The sequence below is a fragment of the Acinetobacter qingfengensis genome, assembly GCF_008693185.1.
Classification (GTDB): Bacteria; Pseudomonadota; Gammaproteobacteria; order Pseudomonadales; family Moraxellaceae; genus Acinetobacter; species Acinetobacter qingfengensis.
Genome location: NZ_VXKN01000003.1, coordinates 1 through 25,794, shown reverse-complemented (window position 1 = coordinate 25,794; position 25,794 = coordinate 1). Strand labels below are relative to the sequence as shown.

20 protein-coding genes are annotated in these 25,794 nt (G+C 38.9%); 8 read left to right on the top strand and 12 right to left on the bottom strand.

From position 1 onward, the window contains the following. Window positions 1-44: 44 nt before the first annotated feature. On the top strand, window positions 45-536 hold the full coding sequence (lysM, locus tag F4V57_RS05010) for a peptidoglycan-binding protein LysM (protein ID WP_070069456.1): 492 nt from the start codon (window positions 45-47) through the stop codon (window positions 534-536). Window positions 537-721: 185 nt separating this feature from the next. Here the strand turns inward: lysM and F4V57_RS05005 are convergent, their stop codons facing one another. Next, window positions 722-1,495 carry a hydroxymethylpyrimidine/phosphomethylpyrimidine kinase gene (locus F4V57_RS05005; protein ID WP_070069455.1) on the bottom strand — a complete coding sequence of 258 codons (774 nt, stop codon included), beginning with the start codon at window positions 1,493-1,495 and terminating at the stop codon, window positions 722-724. Between the two features lie 95 nt (window positions 1,496-1,590). Here F4V57_RS05005 and F4V57_RS05000 point away from each other — a divergent pair, with 95 nt between their 5' ends. After that, window positions 1,591-2,244 carry an HAD-IA family hydrolase gene (locus tag F4V57_RS05000; protein WP_070069454.1) on the top strand — a complete coding sequence of 218 codons (654 nt, stop codon included), beginning with the start codon at window positions 1,591-1,593 and terminating at the stop codon, window positions 2,242-2,244. A gap of 101 nt (window positions 2,245-2,345) precedes the next feature. On the opposite strand, the gene F4V57_RS04995 is transcribed toward F4V57_RS05000, so the two are convergent. Then, window positions 2,346-3,515: an MFS transporter gene (locus tag F4V57_RS04995; RefSeq protein WP_070069453.1), complete on the bottom strand. Its 1,170-nt coding sequence runs from the start codon at window positions 3,513-3,515 to the stop codon at window positions 2,346-2,348. Between the two features lie 95 nt (window positions 3,516-3,610). Between F4V57_RS04995 and F4V57_RS04990 the strand changes: the two genes are divergently transcribed. After that, a complete protein-coding gene (locus F4V57_RS04990) occupies window positions 3,611-4,525 on the top strand; it encodes a LysR family transcriptional regulator (protein WP_070069452.1) in 915 nt (304 codons plus the stop codon). A 135-nt stretch (window positions 4,526-4,660) separates the two neighbouring features. Here F4V57_RS04990 and F4V57_RS04985 read toward each other — a convergent pair whose 3' ends face one another. From F4V57_RS04985 to F4V57_RS04940, 10 genes are all read right to left on the bottom strand, one after another. Then, window positions 4,661-5,824, bottom strand: coding sequence for an MFS transporter (locus tag F4V57_RS04985; protein ID WP_081409180.1), 1,164 nt, complete (start codon window positions 5,822-5,824; stop codon window positions 4,661-4,663). 7 nt (window positions 5,825-5,831) lie between these two features. Beyond that, window positions 5,832-6,233, bottom strand: a complete 402-nt coding sequence (locus F4V57_RS04980) for a GlcG/HbpS family heme-binding protein (protein ID WP_070069451.1) — start codon at window positions 6,231-6,233, stop codon at window positions 5,832-5,834. A gap of 117 nt (window positions 6,234-6,350) precedes the next feature. After that, window positions 6,351-7,046, bottom strand: coding sequence for an IclR family transcriptional regulator (locus F4V57_RS04975; RefSeq protein WP_227515671.1), 696 nt, complete (start codon window positions 7,044-7,046; stop codon window positions 6,351-6,353). 501 nt (window positions 7,047-7,547) lie between these two features. Beyond that, a complete protein-coding gene (hemJ, locus tag F4V57_RS04970) occupies window positions 7,548-8,000 on the bottom strand; it encodes a protoporphyrinogen oxidase HemJ (RefSeq protein ID WP_070069449.1) in 453 nt (150 codons plus the stop codon). Between the two features lie 25 nt (window positions 8,001-8,025). Continuing rightward, window positions 8,026-9,258 (bottom strand): beta-ketoacyl synthase N-terminal-like domain-containing protein, encoded by a 1,233-nt coding sequence (locus tag F4V57_RS04965; protein ID WP_070069448.1) that lies wholly within the window; start codon window positions 9,256-9,258, stop codon window positions 8,026-8,028. Window positions 9,259-9,491: 233 nt separating this feature from the next. After that, window positions 9,492-13,259 (bottom strand): DUF4132 domain-containing protein, encoded by a 3,768-nt coding sequence (locus tag F4V57_RS04960; protein ID WP_070069447.1) that lies wholly within the window; start codon window positions 13,257-13,259, stop codon window positions 9,492-9,494. Window positions 13,260-13,364: 105 nt separating this feature from the next. After that, the gene (locus F4V57_RS04955) at window positions 13,365-15,416 is read right to left on the bottom strand and encodes a hypothetical protein (RefSeq protein WP_070069446.1); all 2,052 of its coding nucleotides are present in this window, start codon (window positions 15,414-15,416) and stop codon (window positions 13,365-13,367) included. Beyond that, the gene (locus F4V57_RS04950; RefSeq protein WP_070069445.1) at window positions 15,413-16,576 is read right to left on the bottom strand and encodes a VWA domain-containing protein; all 1,164 of its coding nucleotides are present in this window, start codon (window positions 16,574-16,576) and stop codon (window positions 15,413-15,415) included. The genes F4V57_RS04955 and F4V57_RS04950 overlap by 4 nt, the downstream gene beginning before the upstream one ends. Continuing rightward, window positions 16,573-19,113: a DUF5682 family protein gene (locus tag F4V57_RS04945; protein ID WP_070069444.1), complete on the bottom strand. Its 2,541-nt coding sequence runs from the start codon at window positions 19,111-19,113 to the stop codon at window positions 16,573-16,575. The genes F4V57_RS04950 and F4V57_RS04945 overlap by 4 nt, the downstream gene beginning before the upstream one ends. Before the next feature lie 3 nt (window positions 19,114-19,116). Continuing rightward, window positions 19,117-20,217 (bottom strand): ATP-binding protein, encoded by a 1,101-nt coding sequence (locus F4V57_RS04940; RefSeq protein ID WP_070069443.1) that lies wholly within the window; start codon window positions 20,215-20,217, stop codon window positions 19,117-19,119. Window positions 20,218-20,425: 208 nt separating this feature from the next. On the opposite strand from F4V57_RS04940, the gene F4V57_RS04935 reads away from it, so the two are divergent. The 5 genes from F4V57_RS04935 to F4V57_RS04910 all read left to right on the top strand — a co-directional run. Continuing rightward, window positions 20,426-21,781 carry an EcsC family protein gene (locus F4V57_RS04935; protein WP_070069442.1) on the top strand — a complete coding sequence of 452 codons (1,356 nt, stop codon included), beginning with the start codon at window positions 20,426-20,428 and terminating at the stop codon, window positions 21,779-21,781. A 246-nt stretch (window positions 21,782-22,027) separates the two neighbouring features. Then, window positions 22,028-22,402 carry a 30S ribosomal protein S12 gene (rpsL, locus tag F4V57_RS04930; protein ID WP_070069441.1) on the top strand — a complete coding sequence of 125 codons (375 nt, stop codon included), beginning with the start codon at window positions 22,028-22,030 and terminating at the stop codon, window positions 22,400-22,402. Between the two features lie 164 nt (window positions 22,403-22,566). Further along, a complete protein-coding gene (gene rpsG / locus F4V57_RS04925) occupies window positions 22,567-23,037 on the top strand; it encodes a 30S ribosomal protein S7 (RefSeq protein WP_070069440.1) in 471 nt (156 codons plus the stop codon). A 177-nt stretch (window positions 23,038-23,214) separates the two neighbouring features. Next, window positions 23,215-25,353, top strand: a complete 2,139-nt coding sequence (gene fusA, locus F4V57_RS04915) for an elongation factor G (RefSeq protein WP_070069439.1) — start codon at window positions 23,215-23,217, stop codon at window positions 25,351-25,353. Between the two features lie 93 nt (window positions 25,354-25,446). Then, window positions 25,447-25,794: GTP-binding protein (locus F4V57_RS04910; protein WP_228268225.1), on the top strand; the 348-nt coding region annotated here is incomplete at its 3' end.

The window sequence follows — 25,794 nt, the reverse complement described above, 5'->3', positions numbered from 1 at the left end:
GCGTTATAAATGATATGAAATAAACATAACAGGAGAACGATATCATGGGCTTTTTTGATTTTGTAAAAGGTATTGGTAAAAAGAACACAGCATCACCAGTTGAGCAAAAGCCAGCAGTACAATCTACAAGTGAACCTGCTGTACAAAATGAACCTTCTGCACAAGAAGTTGCAAATAAGTTACTGGGTTTATTACAAGGATTGGATTTAGGAATAAAGCAGCTTGTGGTTGAATATAATGCGACCACAGATCTGGCAACCTTAAAAGGTGAAGCACCCAGTCAGGCTGCTAAAGAAAAAGCAGTATTGGCTGTAGGAAATGTGGACCATGTTGCACGTGTTGATGATCAATTAACGGTTGCAACTCCTGAACCTGAAAGCAAATTTTATACGGTAAAATCTGGTGATAATCTCTCGAAGATTGCTAAAGAAGTTTATGGTGATGCCAATAAATATCAGCAAATTTTTGAAGCCAATAAGCCTCTTTTAAAGGATCCGAATGAAATTTTTCCGGGGCAAGTGCTGCGTATCCCATAATAAGTTTGATGTTTTGGTAAATATTAAGTCTAAGTTATATTCTATATTTGGACTAGAAATAACAAGCTTTTAATTTATACTTTTCTCAGGCAGAGAACGCATCTCAATAGACTTTAAAAGAGCAGTAGGATAAGCTGCTCTTTTCGTTTTGAATGTGACGATGCTTAACAATAACTTGGCTATTTTTAAATAAAGCGTCTTGGCATGCGCTGTCCATCAGCATGTGGGACATCGGCACGTTGTAATGCACGAAACAGCCATTTTTCGGCAATATCTACTGCTTTTTCCAATGAGTCATTTAATGCTAGTCGACCGGCAATAAAACTGGCCAATGAACAGCCTGAACCATGAAATTCACCATCAAGTCGGGGCTGTTCGCTTTCATGTACCAGTTGCCCCTGAATATATAACCGATTAATTAACAGATCGGCAGGTAACTTTTCATGGCCGCCTTTTACTAAAACGGCTTGTGCACCTAATTCAAAGATTTTTTGTGTGGCATCTTGAAGATTTTCACAACCTGTTAACGCTCTTAATTCAACTGTATTTGGGGTAATGAGTGTTGCACGTGGAATCAGGATTTTAAAAGCTTCGACCAGTGTAGGCAGATCGCCAAGAGAGCCGCCACTATTTGCCACCAGAACCGGATCTAGTACATAGTTTAAATCTGCATGCTCATTTAAAAATTCAGATAACGCAAAAATATTGTCCGTTGTTCCCAACATACCGGATTTAACAGTATTAATGGGTAAGTCATCTATAACTGCATTGGCCTGCGCCAGTAAGAGTTCTTTTGATGTGGCTTCAAAACCAAATACTTGTTGTGAGTTTTGAATGGTCAGGGCAGTACAGGCAATCGCAGCATGCGCACCACTTTGTCCAATGGCCTCGATATCGGCTTGTAAACCAGCTCCACCGGAAGGATCTAAACCTGAAAAACATAAGACGGTCGGGCGCATTTTTAATCTTCCTGAATAATTGATAATTTATTGTTTTCTATTTTAACAAGGGTTATGGCACACTTAACAGTGATATAAATGATTTTCTTGAAGATATGGCGATTCAAAATATTTTAATTGATCTGGATGGTACATTAACCGATCCGAAAGTTGGCATTACCACCTCTATTCGTTATGGGCTGGAAAAAGTAGGATATCCTGTTGCAGAAGATGTTTCGCTGGACTGGTGTATTGGTCCGCCTTTAAAGCAGGCATTGGCAAAAATTCTAAATACTGATGATGATGCCTTAGCTGAGCAAGCCTTACAAATGTATAGGGAACGATTTAGTGTGACGGGTTTGTTTGAAAATGAAGTTTATCCTGATGTGGCAAATACCTTGATGTTACTTCATCAACGTGGTTATCGTTTATTTGTTGCCACAGCCAAACCGACTGTTTACGCCAAACGTATTCTGGAATATTTTGATTTGGCAAAATATTTTCAACATATTTACGGTAGTGAGCTGACAGGTGAACGTACCAATAAGGGGGATTTAATTGCTTATATTTTACAGCAACAAAATTTATTAGTAGAGCAATGTATCATGATTGGTGATCGTGAGCATGATATTCTTGGGGCTAAACGTCATGGCATAAATACCATTGCAGTACGTTATGGATATGGTACACAGCAAGAAATAGATGCAGCACAACCTTTTGCGCAAGTGAATGGCTTTTCTGAGTTATTAGATTATTTTCATTCACACTAGACTAGTTTGAAGACAATATATATCAATGACTGTTCACTGTCGTTGTTTAAAGGCTTAAACAAAACAATTGGATTGATTGGTTTAAGCCTTCAGCCATGTTTTTAGTCTATAAAAGTCATTTGTTTGGATCTGGACTGAAAAATAAATAAACCTAAAGCTAATAATGCAAATATGGCACCAATTCCAGAAAGATAAGTTAAACCAGCATATTGAATGATCATACCACCAAGTAAAGATCCGCCGACTACACCTGCATTGAATGCGGCGATATTTAAACCAGAAGCAATATCAACTGCATAAGGGAGCTGGTGTTTGGCAAGTGCAATAATTCTGGTTTGTAATGGTGAAATGGCACCAAAAGTTGCTAGCCCCAAAAGCGTTACACATATCGACATTGTCAGAGCATGGGGAAGATTGGTTTGAATCATCATCAGAACAACGACAATGCCTGTTAACATTAAAGTGGCCGTTTTAACATAGCCCAATTTATCGGTTAATACACCTCCAAGATAGTTTCCAATAGCAGCACCAATCCCAAAACTAAGCAATAACAAGCTGTTAAAAAAAGGTGTTAAATGCGTCAATTGCAAAAGTGTAGGGGAAATATATGTATAGAAGGTAAAAATACCCAGATAAGAAATCAAAGGAATTAAAGTCGTCAATAATAATTGTGGATTAAAAATAACGCCAAGATGTTGGGATAAACTTAATGTCGTTACATTGGCGGGCTGAAATGGCATAAAATAAGTTAAACCCAGTACAGCGAAAAAACCGCACAGACTAAGCATAAAAAAGACCCATTGCCAATGAAATAAATTACCTAACCATGTACCCACAGGTACACCAAAAGCCATTGCGACGGTTGCGCCGCCAAATACTAGAGAGATCGCCAGACCTTCCTGTTGTTTTTTTACCAATTGCGTTGCTGCACTAGCAGCAACGGCAATAAAAATACCGTGTGCAAATCCTGAAATTAGACGTGCGCTTAATAGTATGATGAGTTGTGAAGAGAATCCGGCAACAGCATTCGCAAGCACAAACATCAACATAGCAAAAATTAATAACCTTTTTCTAGGCCAGTGGCTGGCAAGTGCAGTAAGAAAAGGAGCACCAATCACAACGCCTAGAGCATAAATGGTAACTGCTAAACCTACGGTAGGAATAGATACGGCTAGATCCTGAGCAATGGCAGGAACCAAACCAATCGTAACAAATTCAGTAAACCCGATGGCAAAGGCACATAGCGCAAAGATATAAATAATAAAGGGCATAGATGATCCAAAGAAAAATATTTCAAGGAACACTATATGGGTTTTAATTTATGCTAAAAATCTGTATAAAAGTAAAAAATATATGATGAATTGTCATGAATCAAACCTTAAAAAATCTGGAAGATATACGTATTTTTATTAAAGTGATTGAAAGTGGAAGTTTTACTGCTGCTGCCAATCGACTGAATTTATCGCCTACAACAGTCAGTAAACAGATTACAAGATTGGAAAAAAACTTAAATATTCATCTTTTTGAGCGCAGTACCAGATCAATGCGTTTAACACAGGAAGGTAAAATACTGGCAAGTAAATTTCGGCAAGCCTTGATATTATTAGATGAAGCAGAACAATTTGCTCAGGACAGTCATGAAAAACTCACAGGTATCATTAAAATTACAGCACCATTGCCTTTAGGACGTCAGCAATTGGCGATCATGACCGCAAAATTTCAGCAATTATATCCGGATATTGGTTTTATGGTGCATTTAAGCGATCATCTGGTGAATTTATATGAGTGTGATATTGATTTGGCTATTCGAGTTGCACATTTGACAGACTCTAATCTGGTTGCAAGGAAATTGGCCAATAATCAGCGTATTTTGGTTGCGGCACCAGAATATTTACAAAAATATGGCATACCCAAACATCCTGCTGATTTATATCAACATCAATGTTTATTATTTTCGACACAAGGTATGTCTCAAATCATTTGGAAATTGAACAACACTCATGAGCAAATGCAGCTTACTTTATCGAGCCAAATGGTTGCGGATAGTGGAGATATTTTAACCTGTTGGAGTGAATTGGGTTTAGGTATTGCATTACGTGAAAGCTGGGAAGTGGCTGAATTAATTCGGGCAGGGAAATTGATTCATGTTTTACCTGACTGGCACGATGACAATACGCCCATTTATATTGTCCGAACCATCCGAGCACCAATTCCTGCACGTATTAAATATTTTATTGATTTTTTAATTCAGGAGTGGCGTATCTGTTTCCCGGAAGTTTAAATTAAAATAGTTTTATAGCACAATGAATGGGGTCGCGATACTCAGCTGTCGGATATAACACAGTTGAGTATCATATTATTTGTATAGCGATGATGTATCAATTCGCAGATTAAACTGCTTGAACCTGAAATGACTTTAGCTGTACTTTTTGATCATGGCTAAACACATCATTGCGCCACAGATCATGGCGATACCCGCCAAAGGTGTCTGGCTGAGTTGCTGTTTTGCGACAAAATAACTTCCCGATGTTTCTCCAAGGGTAATACCAAGATTAAATGCAGAAATATTTAATGCCGAACTAAAGTCGATAGATTTGGGACTATAGCGTTCTGCCATAGTCAAAACCCCGGTCTGTAATGTTGGAGAAACACCAAAAGCAGCAATCCCCCAAACGAATAACAGCGGTACCATTAGTACTTGATATGACATCAACATGCTTAAACACGTTAAAGTGATCAGTAGGGCTATACAAAAATAAAATAACGTTTTTTGCCAGCCTAATTTGACGGTCAGCGTGCCACCGAGTGTGTTACCGATAAATGTTGCGATACCAAATATAATCAATAACATGCTGGCGATGGTATAGCTAAAACCTGTGATATTGACCAGAATGGGAGTGATAAAAGTAAACGCACTAAAGCTTGCACCAAAACTCAATATGGTCAGTAGCAGCATAAGCCAGATCGGGTAGTGTGTTAAAGCATCTAATTGCATTTTAAAATGAAAATGATTGGTCGTGGTGAGTGCAGGAATATACTTAAACACAGCAACCAATCCCATGACTGCAAACAGAATGACTGCAAAAAATGGAATAGACCAGTGCCAGAGATAACCGATTAAACTGCCTAAAGGTACACCAATGACCATGGCGATCGTCAAGCCTGAAAACATAATGGCGATTGCACGACCAGTCTGTTGTTTTACCACCAGTTGCATGACCATACTGGCACCAAATGCAAAAAAACTTCCATGGGCAATCGCAGTGACAATCCGACCCAACAATAACATGGGGAAATTAACCGCAAAAATACAGATCCCATTGCCAAGTATAAAGGTGATGATCAGACCAATCAGGACATGTTTTCGATTAAATTGGCTGAGCAGTAATACCAGAACAGGGGTGCCAATGGCGAGGGCAAAGGCATAAATACCCACCAGTTTACCAGCTAGGACAATCGAAATATCAAATGTATGTGCTATGGTCGGTAATATACCAACCACAATAAATTCGGCCAGACCGATGGCAAAAGAGGTGATCGCAAGTGCCCAAACACCAGAATGTATTTTTTCACGCTTCATGATGAGGCTATTCCGCAGCAGCAAGTGCAATACTTTGATCTGCCTCGACACTGGCGCCGGCTACACCGATTGCACCCACTAATTCCTGATATTCATTATATAAAACAACACCACCGCCAAAGCTAATTAAGCCACCATTGGTATGTTCAATACTATAAATTGCACCATTGGGATTGGCAAATTGACCAAAATTAAAGCTGTTCATGCCAAAAAGTGCAGCCGTTCTGGCTTTTTTTATTGATACATCAATGGTTCCAGCAACAGCACCATCCATACGCATAAATTGTCTTAATAACCCCGATGAATCTACAATACTAATGGAAATCGAAAACCCTTGTTCTGTTGCCAGTTGATAAGCTTTTTCCAGTTTTTCTTTAAACAAGTTTTCTAACAATAAATGATCACGCATATTCAAACCCTTTTCAATTGATACATAAAAATGTCTGAAAAAGAGTTTAGAAGAATGATTTTTCAGAACCTAGTGTTGAACAGCAAAAGACCCAAAAGTTTGATAATGACAAACTTGTTAAAAAATTTTAGGCAATAATGCCAACATATTTTCTTGTGTAAAATCTGACTTGCTACCGGAAATACCCAGGGCAGCAGTAAATACACCTTGCTTAAACAAAGGGATCGCTATGCAGTTGAGACCTTGTTGCGTGTTTTCCAGATCAAGTGCATAACCCTGTATTTGAATTTGCTTAAATTCATGCACTAATTCGGAGGGAAGTAAATCGGCACGTCCCAAACTTCGGATCAAATCCGGTGAATTGGCCAGAATGACTTTTCCAATTGCCGAAGCAGTGAGGCTTTCACGAGGACTGCGAATATGTTGTTCGATATTTAGTGCTGTTGTACCATGATAAGCGGCTAAATATAAGTATTCTTTACTGCCACAAGCGATAGCAAGATAACAGGTTTGCCCACTAAGTTTTGCAATCTGTTGTATAAAGGTATGATAATATTGTTTTATTTCATCTTCCAGATGGATAACGTGTTTTGAAATGGTATTTAAGCGCAGTCCTAAAGTATAGGCAGTGCCTTGTCTGGAAATATAACCCAATGCAGCCAGTGTATTTAATAAACCATAAACAGTACTTTTGGGCAGGTTTAGGGCACTGGCAAGTTCAGAAAGTTTTGCAGAGCCTTGTCGTTGTGCAATATGTTCCAGAAGCAACATACTGCGTTCTACCGACTGAATACTACGATTTTCATTAATCATAAATATATACCAAATTTTAGTTTTGATACCTTAAGTGTGTGTCTTGGTTTGAAATGGTCAGCCTATACTAAACATAAATTAGGGATAAGATGAGTAAAAGAAATTTGTTTTATAGCAATGTCTGCTGCTTGTTTGAGGTCTACTCATCATTTGTAAGATAATGTTTGTCAATTCACTTATTTTTTAGCGGTATTTGACCGAATTTGCAGTGAGCAGCTTTACGAAATATATTTCTCATGCGCAAGATGGTTTTAATGTTGCAAAACAATGTTCCTGATACTAAAAGAAAAGTAGGTCAAATCGAAGGTTGATCCTAAAATATGCTTCATTTAGTAAAACTCAGTCGTGACTCTTTGATTAACATTAAATTTATTTGTAGAAAATAAAAAATTTTGTCTTGAACTGACGTTATATTAAATCAGGACGGATATATTGTATTTAAACCATAAAAAAAGCCTTAGATATAGTATAAGGCTTGGAAAAACAATATAGTTTTAAAAATTAAAACTGAGGCTTGACAACAACAAGAATAATGACAGCAACTAAAATTAACGTGGGTAGTTCATTAAACATACGCCAGAATTTATGTGATTTATAATGGGCATTTTCAATCAGTTTCTTGCGGTAATATCCACATACCAGATGATAGATAATCAAAATCGCAACCAATGCTACCTTAAGGTAAAACCAGATCGCTTCATGATAATGATAAATCGGGTCACCCCAGGCAACCAAAAAATGTGCTGTAATTAAGGTTGCAATCATAGAAGGCCACATGATGCCACGGTAAAGTTTGCGCTCCATGATTTGAAAGCGTTGATGACTGATGTTGTCATCACTCATGGCATGGTAAACATATAATCTTGGAAGATAAAATAACGCAGCGAACCAACAGATCACTGCGATAATATGTAATGCTTTTACCCAAAGAAAAGCATCAGATGGCGCATCCATGAATAACCCTTAAATGTGAGTAGTGTTAATTAGCCCATTTTTTGAAAATCAGGCAAGCATTTACACCACCAAAACCAAAACTATTACTCATGATAGTATTCAGTTTTGCATCACGTTTTTCAAGTACAATATCAAAGCCTTTTGCACCTTCGTCTAGGTCGGTAACGTTAATATTTGGCGCAATAAAGTCATTTTGCATCATCAGTACAGAGTAGATCGCTTCATGTACACCAGCAGCGCCTAAACTATGGCCTGTCATGGATTTAGTTGAGCTAATTGGTGGAACTTGACCTTCACCAAAAGCACGTTCCATAGCCTTAAGCTCAGTTACATCGCCAGCAGGGGTAGATGTGCCATGTGTATTGACGTAATCAACCTGTTCAACTCCATGTTGTTTGGCTTCATCTAATGCCATCAGGATACAGCGTGTTGCACCTTCACCACTTGGCGCAACCATATCTGCACCATCACTATTGGCAGCATAAGCCACAACTTCAGCAAGAATGTTTGCACCACGCGCCTGTGCATGTTCAAGTGATTCAAGAATAACAAAACCACCGCCACCAGCAATGACAAAGCCATCACGATCAGCAGAATATGGACGGGAAGCCTGTTCCGGTGTGTCATTATATTTTGAGCTAAGTGCACCCATAGCATCAAATAATAGACTTTGTGACCAATGATCTTCCTCACCACCACCAGCGAGCATCAAGTCTTGTTTACCCAATTGAATCAGATTGTATGCATAACCAATGGCATCAGCAGAAGTTGCACAGGCACTGGTGATTGAATGTGCAACACCTTGTAATTTGAATGCGACACCCAGATTGGCTGTAATGGTGTTACTCATATTGCGAGGGACGAAAAATGGACCAATTTTGCGTGCGCCTTTTTCTTCTAATAATTTGGTCATTTCAACGACAGATGCAGTAGAGTTACCACCACTACCTCCTGCAATTCCATAACGAGGGTTATTGGTGAGGTCTTCTGTTGTTAACCCAGCATGTTTGATTGCATCAACTGCTGCATTGTAGGCATACATGGCACAAACGCCCATAAAACGTTTTAATTTGCGATCAATTCCATCAAAATCTTGTTCTGCGGCAGCACTTACATGACTTTTAAAGTTAAGGTCGGCATAGGTTTGATTAAAACGGGTGCCTGAAATACCATTTTTTAATGCATGGGTAACATCTTCAAGTGTATTTCCAATACATGAGTTAATACCCATACCTGTGATCACAACACGACGAGTCATGTAAAATCCCTTATATTCGTTACTAAAAAGATTAACGTCATTTAAGCTTGTTTATTATCTGGCTGCAATGGCGAAAGATATTAGATTTACTGGTGAACTGGATTATTTTTCAATAAAAGTTTTACTGTTAGCGATCGTCTGATTTGGATCGGTGGATACAATGTTGTAATTTAACATTGTATCCCGTATCTCAAAAAATAATTGAATCTATCCAAAAGAAATATTGGAAGAGTTTACCACGGTGTTTTTTTCTCCCATTCTGGATCATAACCTGAACATGCAGCGGCAAGTTTAAGATAGTCTGCATAACATTCAGCCAGTAACACTTTTGGTATTTGATCAAGTGGTATTCCCTGTGCCGACCATGTGCGAATCTGATTTTTTTCAAAAGTAAGGTCATATAACACGGCAGGAATATTTTCTTCAGGAACAAAACTGCCACTAAAGTGAATTACTGCAGAAATTTCCAGTTGACTAAAAAATTTGTAATAACTGTCAAAAGAGCCTCCATCTTCAATACTGGCACGCTGATAACCTAATTTGCTAATTACGCCACGTAGAGTATAGGTATCCGTTAACCAACCTTTACGATCTTCAATAAATGTACTGGTTGCGTCTTTAATTTCGGGTAGGGCATGCTGCATTTGTTCAAATAGGAATTTAACTTTGTAATCTTTAAAATGTGTTTGCCATGCCTGTGTTTGCTCATGATTAAGTAACACTGTGTGAGCAATTTTAATTTTATTTTGGCTATTCAGTTGAATTTCATCATCTTCAAGATTAAGCAGGCTACCATCATCACTTGGACGGAAAGTTTGTATAATTTGTCCTTGATCATCGACTTCCAGCCATACTAGGCGCTGGATCAAGCGTTGCATAACTGGATGTGCAAAAATATATTCCTGCCAATCTGCAACAGTCCATAATCGTTCACTACACATAGCTTCACATAAACGTTGAGTTTGTAAGTTTATGATTTGTTTAAATTCTTTTTTACTGTTGTTGAATAACGCTTTGGATTCTTTAATGGCACTTTCATCATCGCCTTGACGGGCTGCTGGTAATGCTTTAATTATTTTTCCATCTTCATTGTTCAGGATAAATTTGTCATTTGCATCAACATGAGCTGTGAGTGTACGACTACCATAATCTAGTGTAAGGATCCCTGTGTCATCCAGACCTGCGGTTGGAATGGTTCGATCTGCTAATTCGTCACTACTCCAATGGTTGCGATCAGCAATTTGTTCAATAAATTGTTTCGCAAGTTTTTGTACTGAGGCTGTGCGATAACGTCTTGAAATTGAGAGTAGCAGCTGAATAATCAGTGGATCATTACTCACTGATAAGGCACTGAGCATGGATTCAATTTGCGCACGTCGTTGATAATGCTGCTTCATATAATCCTGTAACAATTTGACCGCTTGAGCGCCAGCTATCGGATAGGTCAATGCCAGTATGCCTTTACTTTTAATGGCAGAACCCAGATAGATTCCCAGATGTTCACGTTTGATTTCATCTTGTACTTGTTCTAGTGTGACGTGTTCATATTTGCCGTAATATTCGGGATATTTTTGTCCGTAACGTTTAAACATATCCTGATAGTTATTCAGGCGTTGAGGAGCATGATGAATGGCTTGCTCTATTGCTTCTTCAATACTTGGGTGTAGGGTGTCTTGTTGAATAAAACTTTGTAGCAGGAATAGCGCTAATATTTGCTGACTTTTATGCTCCAGTAACTCCAGATACCGTTGTAACAAAGCATTGGGAATCGGATCCTTGAGTTTTTCTGCTAAAATTACCCACCATTGAATGATTTGTGGGTTGATATCTGTGCCATCTTTCCATTTTAGTTGTGGCAATAGCGCAAGATTAAACCAGTGAAAACTACTGGAAACTTTCGCTTGTAAGCCTTTTTCAGCTTCTTTTTGTAATAGATCTGGTGAAAGGTAAGCCGAAATATCTTGTCCTAATTGCTCAATTGCAGTGAGTAAAGCTGCACGTACCACTTCTTTTTTTTCTTTCTTCAGCAATTCATTCAAAGGTTGTATGGCTTCAGGATGTTGAAGTCGTGCTAGCCACTCAATGGCGGTAATTCGAATTTCCTGTTTGCCTGATTGTAAGGCCTCAATGGCACGTTGCTGGATGTTTGGGACATTTTTTAACAGTTGCTGAGCTTCTACTCTTAGATTCTTGTTTTCTCCCAAAGCCAGTTCCAGTAAACGAGGAATATATTGCGCAGGCAAAGTTGGGAAAGTACCGAGAATCATAATGGCTTTGCTTGGAGAGTATTGGTAATATTGATTTTTTTCCTGATTTGGCAATAACCCTAAAGCCTCAGAAATCAGATCTAGATGCTCTGCAAAAAATGGCCAAATGGCATCTTTATCCTGAAAGTAATGATTTAGGGAATCCCAATAATCATGGATCAAAATGGTTCTGGCAATCTGTCGTTCAGGCTGATGCACACCGATTTGTTGTAAAATTTGCTCAAGTTGACGCAGTTCAAGATGTTGATAATGCTCCGGCTTGAGTTTCTCAAAAACACTACTCCAATGAATATAATGATCCCGACCTCGATTAAAAATAATCCGAATTGCATGTAATATGCTGTATTCAGGATAATTTAGTAACTTATTTTGATGATAAATAATCGGATAACTATCGGCTTTTTTGAGTTTGTTCGCGCCATTGATGGCATTAAAGATTTGATCGATATCCTGTTGCGTATATGCCGATAGTTCTTTATAACGCCGTTGCGCCCAGTCATATTTATACTGGCGGGTTTTATTATCTTGTTTTTCACTCTCTGCCGATTGTCTGGCTTTGTCCAGAACTTGTTGATAATTTTCCTGAAGAACCTGTTTAAATTGTTCTGGAATGTCCTGAAATGTTAATGGTTTTAATTCCGGTAATACAAGTGTATTGCTGTGTTCTGCTTGAGTCACTGCCTGTACACTATTAATACGGTTAATTGCAGCCTGAATATTGTCCTGCACCGATTTCTGTTTTTCCTCAGATAAGGCGTGCTGCAAAATCGTTAGATTATGCTCTCCAAGTCTTGCCAATTGATCTGCGGCATAGCCTCTTTGTTTACTGGAACCTTGTTGTAAATAATGCTTGAGATAGTATTGGCTGTCTTCTGTTTTTAGTTGCGAAAGCATCGGTGTTGCTTGGTTACGAACAGTTTTACTATTACTCAGACTTAATGCTGTTATCAGTTCAGGAACTTGTTTGCGAAATTCAGGAAACTTTTTGCAGAATTCAATAAATTGTAATTGTCCTGATGCACTGAATTGCGGAAGTATCTTGGTAACGGTGTCGATATGCTGGAGTAAAAAGCTGCTACAATCTTGTAGGCGAAACATGGTTTGCAGGCGATCGTGATGATAACTGTCTACTTCATTGCGTTCAAATAGCACATAAAAAGCTTGTATACCCGTTCCTTCCTGATTTTGCTCCAAAAGTTGATAAAGTTTTTCCAGACGCCAACTTTCCAGATATTTTTTAATTTCAGGTAGGTTGTGCTGGTGGGAATGATCGGTTTTGATAAATGCATCGACAACCAGATAGATAAACCATTTGGGTGCATCTGGTGTAATCTGTTTGAAATTTCGAAGTTGGGTGGCAGCCTCTAAAAATTTGCTATAACGAATAATTTGTTCTGCACTGAGTTTTTCAAATAAATGAATATAGAGTTTGGTACGGGCATTAACAGATGCCTTGATCAGTTTTTTTTCTTCATGATTGGGATGATATTGTGGGTGATACCAGCCATACGTTCCCGGATGATCTAATAAGGTACAAAGTCTATCATCAGGATACTGAGATAATGTTAGTAAAATTTCAGGATTATTCCCTTCAACAATATAGTTGACGGCCTGTAAAGCCAGTTGCTCATCTATTTTTGCAAGTGGCATCACAATGGTTTGAATGAGTTGCAATGAAGCTTGGTCTTGTAACCCAAGTAAATTACCTAATTTATTAAATAATTGATTCAGCATAATTCGGTTCCGTCTATCTTACAGATGGTTTTTTTCATTAAAAAAATTTTAGGAAAAAAGATATTGATAAAAAAGTATAGTATTGTTGTTGCACGACACAAATTGTCACTTTAAAGGTAACTGTTGACGCAGGTTATGTAACATCTCTATCAAAAATCGAGTCTTTAAAAGCATGGTTGTAAACGGTTGTTGTTGTAATACTTCTGCCATGATATTTAATCCAAGCGACCGAAATTGTTCAATTAATGCATTAATTTGTAGTTGATCATCTTCATCAAATTGTTGTCTGCCTGTATTGGCATAAAATTCCAGCAAGGTCAGGGTATGTGTTAAACTCAGATCAATCTGATTTTGAGGAAAGTTTGCCACGAAAGCTTGCTGTTGTTGCTTTTCGAGTAATTTAGTGATTCGTCCGGCCAGATTTTCCAATAGACTTTTTTGTTTTTTGACTACCGGAATACGATCATAATCCAGACTAAAAATTTCCGGATGTTCACGATTTAGCATTAAGCTGACGGGGATAAAATATAATGCTTGCGCTTGGCGTTGTATGCGTACCAATATACCGATAATTTTTTGCTGTTTACGCCAGTAATCCAGTTGTTCAATTTTGTATTGTTGCCCGGATTGAACAGCTAAGGAAAGCTGTAATTGTTGTCCGTTGACATCCTCTACCCAGAATTCAAAACGCTGGTTAATTTCATTAAGTTCAATTTCACTCATACTTTCAATATTCAGGAAAAAATATTGTGTAGTTTGTGAAAATAATGGGTTGTTTTGCTGAATTTTATCTTGTAATTGTTGCCAATTCTGAATGCCAATCTGCTTATCCCGAAAAACCGATGGCGATAGTTCGGCTAAAGGTGCTAAAACGTGTACAGTGGTCTCTTTTGATGGGCTGATCTGCATCGATTCAGTCATTTTGGCCTGAGAAAGTTGTATCTGGTTTTTAAGCAAAAAGGATAATGAACACCCCCATATTCCATTGTTGGCAACACTACTTTGATCAAAACTTAAATCCAGTGCATTACTACGAGCTTGAGTCACCTCGACCAAAGTGTTTTGTTGATCATCCCAAAAGCATAACGTCAAGCCACGTGCGCCACTAGGTATTTGCCACCATTCTGCGCCCAGAGCTAGTAAGTGGTTGAAGGAGGTGTTTTGGTAATCACGCCGTGCTTGTCCTTTAAGTAACATAAGCTGTTTTGGTTCATGACTTTGTTTTAAAACATTTAAATAAGCATATAAGCCAGCAAGTTCTTGGAAAATATGGCTTTCATGACAATGTATATCTTCTGCCAGTAATTGTTCAATTTGACTATAAAGTTGACGTAATTGTGCAGCAAGTCGGGGTAAATCCTGTGTACGCGCCTGCATGTTCAATAAATGTAGTGCCATGACAGATGTCTGAGTAATATGTGATAAGCCGTGTTGAATGAGATTTAGACAAAAATCAAGAATATCTTCAATGAATTGGCGTTGATCAGGTTGTAATTGTTCAGATGCTACGTCTATAAATTGTGTTTGGTCTTGCCAGTGCCAAAATTGTTGCTGTTGCTGAAATAAATAGGCAATACAGGCCAAATGAACTGCTGACTTTTGTGAATTAGCGATGTCCGACAACATACCGGAAAATCCTGTATTGGCAAAATAATTAATCGCAGAACTTGAGTATTGAGTGTAAAACAAGATTTTTTCTGGTTGAAGGTCAATGCGGCAATGATCTGGAGTTTGCAACCAGTCCTGTACGATTTGTTGAGCCAATAAACGTTGTGCTTTACCAACCTGTTTTTGCAGTTTTTCTATGTCCAAAGACATTGCTGATTGTAGTGCAGAACATTGATTCTCAGATGATGGTATTGTGATCGTTGCGGTATCAGTTGCAATAAATTGCTGTGTTTGTAGCCATAAAATACTACTCAGAATATGTTTACAGCACTCCTGTGCCGGACAATTACAACTGGCTGCAACAATACCTTGCTCAGGTAAAATTACCTCATATCCCTCTACCATAAATTTAAAAGGTAAGACTGTAGTTGCGATATCCTGTTGTGGTTGCACCGTATCCAGTGATTTTTTGGCACGTCTAAGTAAACCAGCATTAGCAAAAGTCATCAGACTGTCTTCATCATATTGAGTGTAAATATGCTGACTCATTGCATGACCTCGGCAAACCAGTCGGCCAGATGTTCAGGTGTCATGGCAGCAACCTGCATGCCACGTTGCTGTAGCTGTTGTGCGGTATTTTTATCATAAACAGGATGTGCCGCTTGATCCAGTGCGGCAAGTCCAAGCAAACGACAACCTTGTTCATTTAATTGAGCGGTTACTCGTAACATATCTTGAATCGATCCACCTTCTTCAAAATCACTGATTAAAATAAATATACTTCTCTGGGGCTGGGTGATCTTTTGGGCACAATAGTGCATGGCTTGAGCAATATTCGTTCCACCACCTAATTGAATCGTCAGTAAAATTTCAACCGGATCATGTGCCAGATGTGTTAGATCTACCACTTGTGTATCAAACAATACGAGATGTGTTGTAACTGCTGGTAAAGCTGCCAAAATACTGGCACAAATTGCTGCGTACATCACGGAATCCATCATGGAGCCGCTTTGGTCAACGCACAATACAATTTCCCAGGGTAAATGTTGCTGTACACGAGCATTAAACACAGGCTGTTGAATAATCAATTGTTGTAGAGAAGGTTGATAATGTTTTAAATTCAATGCAATTGTACGGCGCCAGTCAAAGTTTTGTGATTGTTTGATGTGTGAGCGTTTAAAACGATGACGCCGACCCTGTATGGTTTGTAAAAAACGTGGACGAATCTTTTCCAGCATATCTGCAACGACTTGAGTAATTAAGTTTTTAATTGCAGTACGCATTTCAGCATTTAATTGTCCTCGCATACTCAATAAGGCTTTAGCAATTTCGGGACTGGGATCTAATTGCTGAATATGTTCAGGACTTTTTAATAAATGACTCATTTGGTAGCGTTCGATCGCTTGCTTCTGCATGCGCTCAAATGTAGATTTGGGAAAAAGTTTACGACTTTGATTGAGCCAGTTAATTGCCGTCAGTTGTGAGGCATCCAGACTACCATGACGGTGTTGGTGTTGATGGATACCACGGCGTTTATATTCGTGTTGATATAAAAAATCCAGAGAGCGTTCCAATTGCAATTGCTGACCTGAAAGATTGGCTTGTTGTAAATTTTTATCTGCATATCGTCCCAGAATGAGCCGCCAACGTCTGGCTTGTTCCAATGGATCGTGAGGTGGGTGTTCGACAGTAGAATCGGGTTTTGTCATGATGATTCTCCTGTTTGAATAGATGTATTTATCCACTCTTGTAACTGATTTTTTTCTAGCATGGTTTTTAATTGCTGATTCAGTGCTGCGCCTAGCAACATTTCCTGTTCAGAAATATGACCATAGACCTGATCAAGGACTAGATCATTTTGTAAGCCTGTATATTGGGAAATCTTTTCTGAAATACATTGACTCTGTTGAGGGCTAAGTTGACTGAAGATATAGCGTAAATCCGGCAAAAGTCTTAAAAATTCCTCATCTTGCCATTTTCCGATCAATTGATGTAAAGTTTTGATGGCAATGTCAGATTGTACAAAGATCTCAGGTGCGATAAATAATATACCTTGAAGATATTGTATGGCAGACTCAGGATGTGACCCAGAGCCAAACGCCTGTACGATGGATTGTTGAAGTGCAGAGCTACTTAAATGGCCATCCAGGTAAAGTAAACATTGCAAAGCGCCAAATAATTTAGCAAGTTGAATATGTTGCAGTCTGGAAACATCGATATTTTGATAAAATAATTCCAAAGGATTGTCGATATTAAATTGTTGTCTGCTGTTATGAAGTAGTGTATGCAATGTTTTTAAATTTTTAAGATTCTTTTCAATTTTTTCTTCATGTTCATCATAAATTTGATCCAGTGCAAAACACGCTTGTTGCAGTGCCAAAATAATATTTTCTTTTAATAATTGCTCAGGTAATTGTAATAGTGTTTTGCCATGCCAGAGATAAAAAAGTTGTTCTGTGGCATTAATCAGTGAACCTAAATTTTGATCCTGATGCAAATATTGATTTAATTGCTGGCTAAACAAAGCCAGTTGCTGATTCAATCCCAATTGACACGCTTGTGCAAATAATTTGGCGGTATGATCTGCCGATTGCCCAAGCCCCTGTTTTTGTAATTGTTGCTGTGTTTGTAATAGTTGCCGACTAGCAATTATTTTAAGCTGATCACCTTGTTCTGCCAGTTCAATTAATCGCGCTTCTACACTTGGTGTCCATGCATAACGCCATTCTTCAAATAATAATGACATGCTGACACCATGAACAAAGTCAGGGCCAGACAAGCATTCAGCAAATCCCACATTGATATAACTCAGTAAATGTAAAAATTGGCTGATTTTTTGGTGTAGGGGTTTTCGATAAATATCCAGTTTTCGTTGTTTATTTAGAGTGTCATCCAGTTTAAAGCGAAAATTTTGGGCAAGCTGATAAGTATTTTGTAATAAAGCCGGGCTACGCTGAGTTTTTGCTACTTGTCCCAATTGCTGTCCACTTACATAGTCATGGATACATTTTAGTAAATAGTGTTGACCATCATCCATTTCACCTTTAATTAATGCTGTTTGTAGTGCATCTAAGATATCATAACGACTCGGGCGATAATGTCCTCTTAACTGTGCCAGACCAAGCGCCAATTCTGATGTATGCTTCAAGGCAATGTATGGCGTGACTTCCAGAGCTTGTTTATCTGCCAACTCTCGGCATAGTCGGCTAAGATAATCAAGACAGTGTTGTGTGGTATTTTCTGACGGATGTTCTTGCTTCGACAAAGGATTACCAGTCATCTGGTTCAGATTTTGCCATAAACTTTGATAATATGCAGGTGAAGGCATGCCAGATGCATAACCATTTAATGCATCCAGCCGATCAAAACTATAGCGGATTAACCAGTTTTGTTCTGACCATTTGACTGCTCCGGAGTCAATTAAATATTTGTGTGGTGTTTGATCAGTTAATTGCTCAATCAATGCCAATGTGTGAAATCCACCTGTCACAACCAAAATCTTATGGTCTTGTCCCATCAGCGGCTGAATATGCTGTAGCATACAATATTCACGATGTAGTGAGCCTTCCCTTAATAATACTTCTTGTTCATAGTCTAGCCGTGCTAAAGCACACCAGCCAAACACATGCTTAAAGAAATCCTGTGCCTGATGCAGTTGTTCAGGAGTTTGTAGTTCAAATAAATGATCCCATAATTCATCATGGTTGCGGCAATGTAAACGTTGTGCAAGTTGCTGAATAAATTGGCTATGTGCCAAATAACGTTCTTGCATTAAATTATTTTGTTGTGTTGAGTTCTGATTAAGGGACATTTGCTGGTGACATTGTTCTGCCCAGCTTTGATCAATAAATTGTAATTTTGCCTCAAGATTGTGACCTTCATGCAAAGCAATCCATTCGGGTGAATAATCGCAAAAAGGAAAATAAGCAGAATGTAATAAATTAGCCGTATCTTCACAATCTTCGCTTTTACGATTATTTGGCATGTGTGCCTGAGCAAAAATTGCGATAGGAGGTACGGTATGTTCAGATAATAAATCGGTAAGTAACGGTTGAAAGCTATATGGTGCTTCAATCAGAATATGTGTAGGCTGTAAATCTTGAATGTAATATTTTAGTGTATACGCACAGGCAGGACTATGATGGCGAATCGGTGCAAAGAAGATATTCTGTTGCATCAATTGTTGCTGTTTTTGCAGTGCCTCAGTTAAACGTTCTGGCCAACATACTGTGGAAAAAACATCCATGATTTAAAAATTCCGACTGGCTTCAAAAAATGCTTTCCAGTGTCGATCCTGACGACTACGTTCTTTAACGACGGTATCAAGGTAATAACGTAATCGTCTAGCATCATCTGCATTATCTTTAAAAACGACACCTAAAAGTTGTTGCGCAAGGTGAGCTGCACTTAATTCACCACCATCCAGATAAATTGCTTGTAAACAGGCAGCATGCGCAATATTTACTGCTTCGGCTGTTGACATCACTGCATCTGGTGTTTTTAATTGCGTTCCTTGTTGCGTTTGCCCTGAGCGTAATTCCTGAAAAACAGTTACCAGCAACTCAATAATATCAGGCTGAATATTTACTTCATTGTTAAGCTCCTGAAGTTCGTTTTTAAGTTGTAATTGTAATAATTCAACTTCAAACGCACGATCTTTAATGGGTTTAACCGTTTCAAAGTTAAAGCGTCGTTTGAGGGCTGAAGACATTTCATGCACGCCACGATCACGTAAATTGGCAGTTGCAATCAGATTAAATCCTTTATTGGCATGTAGGCTAAAATTTTGTCCCATTTCTGGAATCATGATCTGTTTTTCTGACAATAACGATACCAAAACGTCCTGAATTTCCGCAGGGCAGCGAGTAATTTCTTCAAAGCGCGCAATACAACCTTGTTGCATAGCATAAAAAACTGGAGAGGGAATCAATGATTGTTCAGTAGGGCCTTGTGAAAGTAATAAAGCGTAATTCCATGAATATTTAATATGGTCTTCAGTCGTGCCTGCCGTTCCCTGAACAGTAAATTGTGAACTCCCTCCAATTGCTGCACTCAATAATTCCGAAAGCATGGATTTTGCGGTTCCGGGTTCGCCAACCAGCATTAATCCTTGCTTTCCCATTAGCGTAACCAATGCACGATCAACCAGTGCATCATCACCATAAAATTTTTTACTAATTCTCAGATGCTCATTACCCAAAATAAAATCTCGTACAGCGTGGGCAGAAAGTTGCCAACCGGAAGGTCTGACTTTTTTGTCTTGTTGCCGAAGTAAATTTAATTCATCAGCATATTTGTGTTCTGCACTTTGTCTTAATTGTTCTGTAGTGGCAATATTGTTGATAGTCATCTGAATCTATTCATAAAAGTGATGATTTTTATATTATGGTTTAGCGTGTTAAAGTCAAAAGTTTTCGTGTTATAAGTCGGTAAGTGAAATTCTTTTCAAGGTAAAATAAAGATAATTTTTAAACGCTTTAATAACATAACAAACTTGCATCACGACACAAAACTGCTTTTAATGAGAATAAATACACACAATTTATTAGAGAAAAGATATGAGTAAAACATCAGCTATTTTGGGTATGGTCAAACAACTGAAAACAATTGCAAAAAAAAATGCTGCTTCCTCATCTTCAAAAGTTCAGAATCATCAGGTCATTGAAGGAGAAGCAAAAATCCGAGATCCCTTAGATACAGATTATGCGGATGTACAGCAAATGTTCCGTCATCAGTTTCCATCCATTACCCGTCAGGTTTTGGGTCGGCATTATACAACTGTAAATCAATTGGCGAGATTTGTAGTCCCAAATGGTCTGGATCAGGCCGCTGATGAAGTGTTTAAATTATTGAGTGATTTTTCTCGACAAATTGCTACAACAGATCATGTGCTTCATCAAACAGGACAAAAAAATATCGAGGAATTACAGCAAAATCTTGAACGCTCACAACGAGCAAGTCGTGCATTTAAAGAAAACAATAAAATCCTGGCTGTGACACAAGGGGCAATTTGTGGTGCAACAGGTGTGGTTGGTGCCGCGATTGATTTACCTGTTTCAGTGATTATTAGCTTAAAAACCATTTATGAAATTGGTCATGTGTATGGTTTTGAACTGGATAATGATGAAGATCAACGGGCGGTATATCATGCACTGTCAAAAGCAGACATTGGCTTGGTTGCAGAAAAACAAACCATTCTTCTGGGATTGCGTACATTACAGAGTATTTTTAAATCTGGTGATTATCAACAACTACAAAATTTCTTGGGTACAGGTTACTCAATTGCACAATTCCAAGATTATTTTAAAGATCAGCAAGGACAGTATAAATGGTCTAAATTGCAATGGCTGCATAAAATTTCTGTATTAAAGTTTGTGACACCGGTCATTGGTGGTGCAGTGGCAGCATACTATAATGTAAAAATGATTGATGCTGTGGCTAAACAGGCCGATGAAATGTTTGCCTCAGCGCGTCAATATTTACAAATTCATCATGATCAACAGATCTCTGTATTTGATGCTTACCAGCAAAATAGAGTAGATGAAAATAAAAAAGCATTTATACCTGAATTACATGAGTCATCTTCCTATCAGAAATCAAGTAGTGCTACAGAACCAAAGAATGATGCCATTGTAGAAGTACAAGTTCAGGACAAAGACCAACAGCAAAATACCGAACAGGCTGTTGTTGAAGTGCCGGATGATATTGCCATACAAAAAGGGATTGAAGCACTGGCAGAGCAGTACGTTGAAACTCCTGTAGCCGAAAAATCTCTAAATCCAGAGTATGAAAACCAGCAAACGACGCATAATACAGTGCCACAAACTACCCAAAAAACACCTTCTGGTCAGGCAAAAGCAAAACGATCACCTCGTCAGAAAAAAGTAACAAAAGCGCAGGGTAGTGACCAATAGTCTGATTAATTAGTAAATAGTCGTACGTAAATGGTTTGCTGGAATTTTATTCGTCACACATAAAATTTCAGCAGGCCTTAGTGTTTTATAAATATCGTGATTAATCCATAATTCAATACCGTATTTTAAACCTCATGTTTGATTACTAATTGTTGACCGGCATTCTGATATAGACTACAATTCCATGCCCTTAAAAAGTGGCATTTTTTACTTTTTAAGGTTGTTTAATAACGGGAGAATTGCCATATGGCAACAACAAATCAGTTGATCCGTAAGGGTCGTTCTACTTTGGTTGAGAAATCCAAAGTTCCTGCGCTTAAGGCTTGTCCTCAGCGCCGTGGTGTGTGTACTCGTGTATATACAACTACACCTAAAAAACCTAACTCAGCAATGCGTAAAGTTTGCCGTGTTCGCTTAACTTCTGGTTTTGAAGTTTCTAGCTATATCGGTGGTGAAGGCCACAATTTACAAGAACACAGTGTTGTATTAATCCGTGGTGGTCGTGTTAAAGACTTACCGGGTGTACGTTATCACACTGTTCGTGGTTCTTTAGACTGTGCTGGTGTGAAAGATCGTAACCAGTCACGTTCTAAATATGGTGCAAAACGTCCTAAGAAATAATTTTTAGGAAAAAAAGTACCAAAAATCCTTTAGCGTTTCGCTTGTTTGAATGTGTGTAACAGATTTGAAATTCAAGCGACGTATAGTAAGGCCAGCGTAGCGTGCATGACACTTGCACAAACTGCTGGATTATCCTGAAGTGTCATAATATTAGGTGTATTAAAATGCCAAGACGTCGCGTAGTCGCTGCCCGTGAAATCCTTCCGGATCCTAAGTTCGGTAGCCAAACAATTGCTAAATTTATGAACCACGTGATGCAAGATGGTAAAAAATCTATTGCAGAAAGTATCGTTTATGGTGCTTTAGACCGTGTTCAAGAAAAAAATAAAGTCGATCCAGTAGAATTTTTTGAAACCACTCTTGAAAAAGTTCGTCCAATGGTCGAAGTAAAAGCACGCCGTGTTGGTGGTGCTACTTATCAAGTACCTATGGAAGTACGCCCATCCCGTCGTACTGCCTTGGCTATGCGTTGGTTAGTAGATGCTGCTGCAAAGCGTTCTGAAAAAACTATGGCTTTACGTCTTGCTGGTGAGTTGCTTGATGCAGCTGAAGGCAAAGGTGCAGCAATCAAAAAACGTGAAGACGTGCACCGTATGGCTGAAGCTAACAAAGCCTTCTCTCATTACCGTTTCTAAACGGATAAAACAGTCCCTGATCAGGAGAATACTTATGCGTACCGCAGCTCGATTTAACCTCGCACTTTACCCAAGTGGGGGATTTGCGGGTATTTAAGTTGCCCGATATTAAGTATTCGTACGCATCAAATCTTGATGCGTCCTGTTTTAACAAAATATTTAGGAATGTAAGACATTATGGCTCGCCAAACTCCGATTTCCCGCTACCGTAATATCGGTATCTCTGCGCACATTGACGCAGGTAAAACAACTACCACAGAACGTATTTTGTTCTACACAGGTGTATCTCACAAAATTGGTGAAGTACATGATGGTGCAGCAACAATGGATTGGATGGAACAGGAACAGGAACGTGGTATTACCATTACTTCTGCGGCAACAACCTGTTTCTGGTCTGGTATGGGTAACCAATTCCCACAACACCGTATTAACGTAATTGATACTCCGGGGCACGTTGACTTTACCATTGAAGTAGAGCGTTCAATGCGTGTTCTAGATGGTGCATGCATGGTTTACTGTGCAGTTGGTGGCGTACAACCTCAGTCTGAAACTGTATGGCGTCAAGCAAACAAGTATCAAGTACCACGTTTGGCATTTGTGAATAAGATGGACCGTACTGGCGCCAACTTCTTCCGTGTTGTAGAGCAAATGAAAACACGTCTTGGTGCAAATCCTGTACCAATCGTTGTACCAATTGGTGCTGAAGATAGTTTCCAGGGTGTTGTTGACCTTATTGAAATGAAAGCCATTATCTGGGATGAAGCATCTCAGGGTATGCAGTTTGAATATGGTGATATTCCTGCTGAATTGCTTGAGACTGCAAATGAATGGCGCACCAATATGGTTGAGTCAGCTGCGGAAGCTTCAGAAGAGTTAATGGACAAGTATCTGGAAGAAGGTGATCTTTCTAAAGAAGACATCATTGCAGGTCTACGTGCCCGTACTTTGGCATCTGAAATTCAAGTCATGCTTTGTGGTTCTGCGTTCAAAAACAAAGGTGTTCAACGTATGTTGGATGCAGTGATTCAGTTTTTGCCATCACCAACAGAAGTAAAAGCAATCGAAGGTGTACTTGACGATAAAGCTGAAACTAAAGCATCTCGTGAAGCATCTGACGAAGCACCGTTCTCTGCACTTGCGTTCAAAATCATGAACGACAAATTCGTAGGTAACTTGACTTTCGTACGTGTTTATTCTGGTGTACTTAAACAGGGTGATGCGGTTTATAACCCAGTTAAATCTAAACGTGAACGTATTGGTCGTATCGTACAGATGCATGCCAACGAGCGTCAGGATCTTGATGAAATTCGTGCAGGTGATATCGCAGCGTGTGTAGGTCTTAAAGACGTTACTACGGGTGATACATTATGTGATGAAAAAAATATCATTACGCTTGAACGTATGGAATTCCCAGAACCAGTAATTGCACTTGCAGTTGAACCAAAAACTAAAGCTGACCAAGAAAAAATGTCAATTGCTTTGGGGCGTTTGGCCAAAGAAGATCCATCATTCCGTGTACGTACTGATGAAGAATCTGGTCAAACCATTATTGCTGGTATGGGTGAGCTTCACCTAGACATCATCGTTGACCGTATGAAACGTGAATTCGGTGTTGAAGCAAATATCGGTAAACCAATGGTTGCATACCGTGAAACCATCAAAAAGACTGTTGAACAAGAAGGTAAGTTCGTACGTCAAACAGGTGGTAAAGGTAAATTTGGTCACGTTTATGTTCGTCTAGAACCACTTGATGTCGAAGCTGCTGGTAAGGATTACGAGTTTGCAGAAGAAGTTGTTGGTGGTGTTGTACCTAAAGAATTCTTTGGTGCGGTAGACAAGGGTATTCAGGAACGTATGAAGAACGGTGTCCTTGCAGGCTATCCTGTTGTAGGTGTAAAAGCTGTTCTTTATGATGGTTCTTACCATGATGTCGACTCTGATGAATTATCTTTCAAAATGGCGGGTTCTTATGCCTTCCGTGATGGTTTCATGAAAGCAGATCCTGTACTTCTTGAGCCAATCATGAAAGTGGAAGTAGAAACTCCAGAAGATTATATGGGCGATATCATGGGTGACTTAAACCGTCGTCGTGGTATGGTTCAAGGTATGGACGATCTTCCTGGCGGAACAAAAGCAATTAAAGCAGAAGTTCCACTTGCTGAGATGTTCGGTTACGCAACTCAAATGCGTTCTATGTCTCAAGGTCGTGCAACGTACTCTATGGAATTCGCTAAATATGCTGAAACTCCACGTAATGTGGCAGAAGGCATTATCACCAAATTCCAGACTGGCGGCAAAAAAGGTGACGATGAGTAATCTTTGGATTACTATATTAACCAACTAATTTTAGTTAAAAAACCAAGCGCTCATGAGCGATCCTCATGAGCAGTTTAAGAAAGGAAGATCATCATGGCTAAAGCCAAGTTTGAACGTAATAAGCCGCACGTTAACGTGGGCACAATCGGTCACGTTGACCATGGTAAAACAACTTTAACAGCTGCTATTGCAACCATTTGTGCAAAAACTTATGGTGGTGAAGCGAAAGATTATGCAGCAATCGACTCTGCGCCTGAAGAAAAAGCACGTGGTATTACGATTAATACTTCTCACGTAGAATATGACTCTCCAACTCGTCACTACGCACACGTAGATTGTCCGGGACACGCTGACTATGTGAAAAACATGATCACTGGTGCTGCGCAAATGGACGGTGCGATCCTTGTCTGTGCAGCGACTGATGGTCCAATGCCACAAACA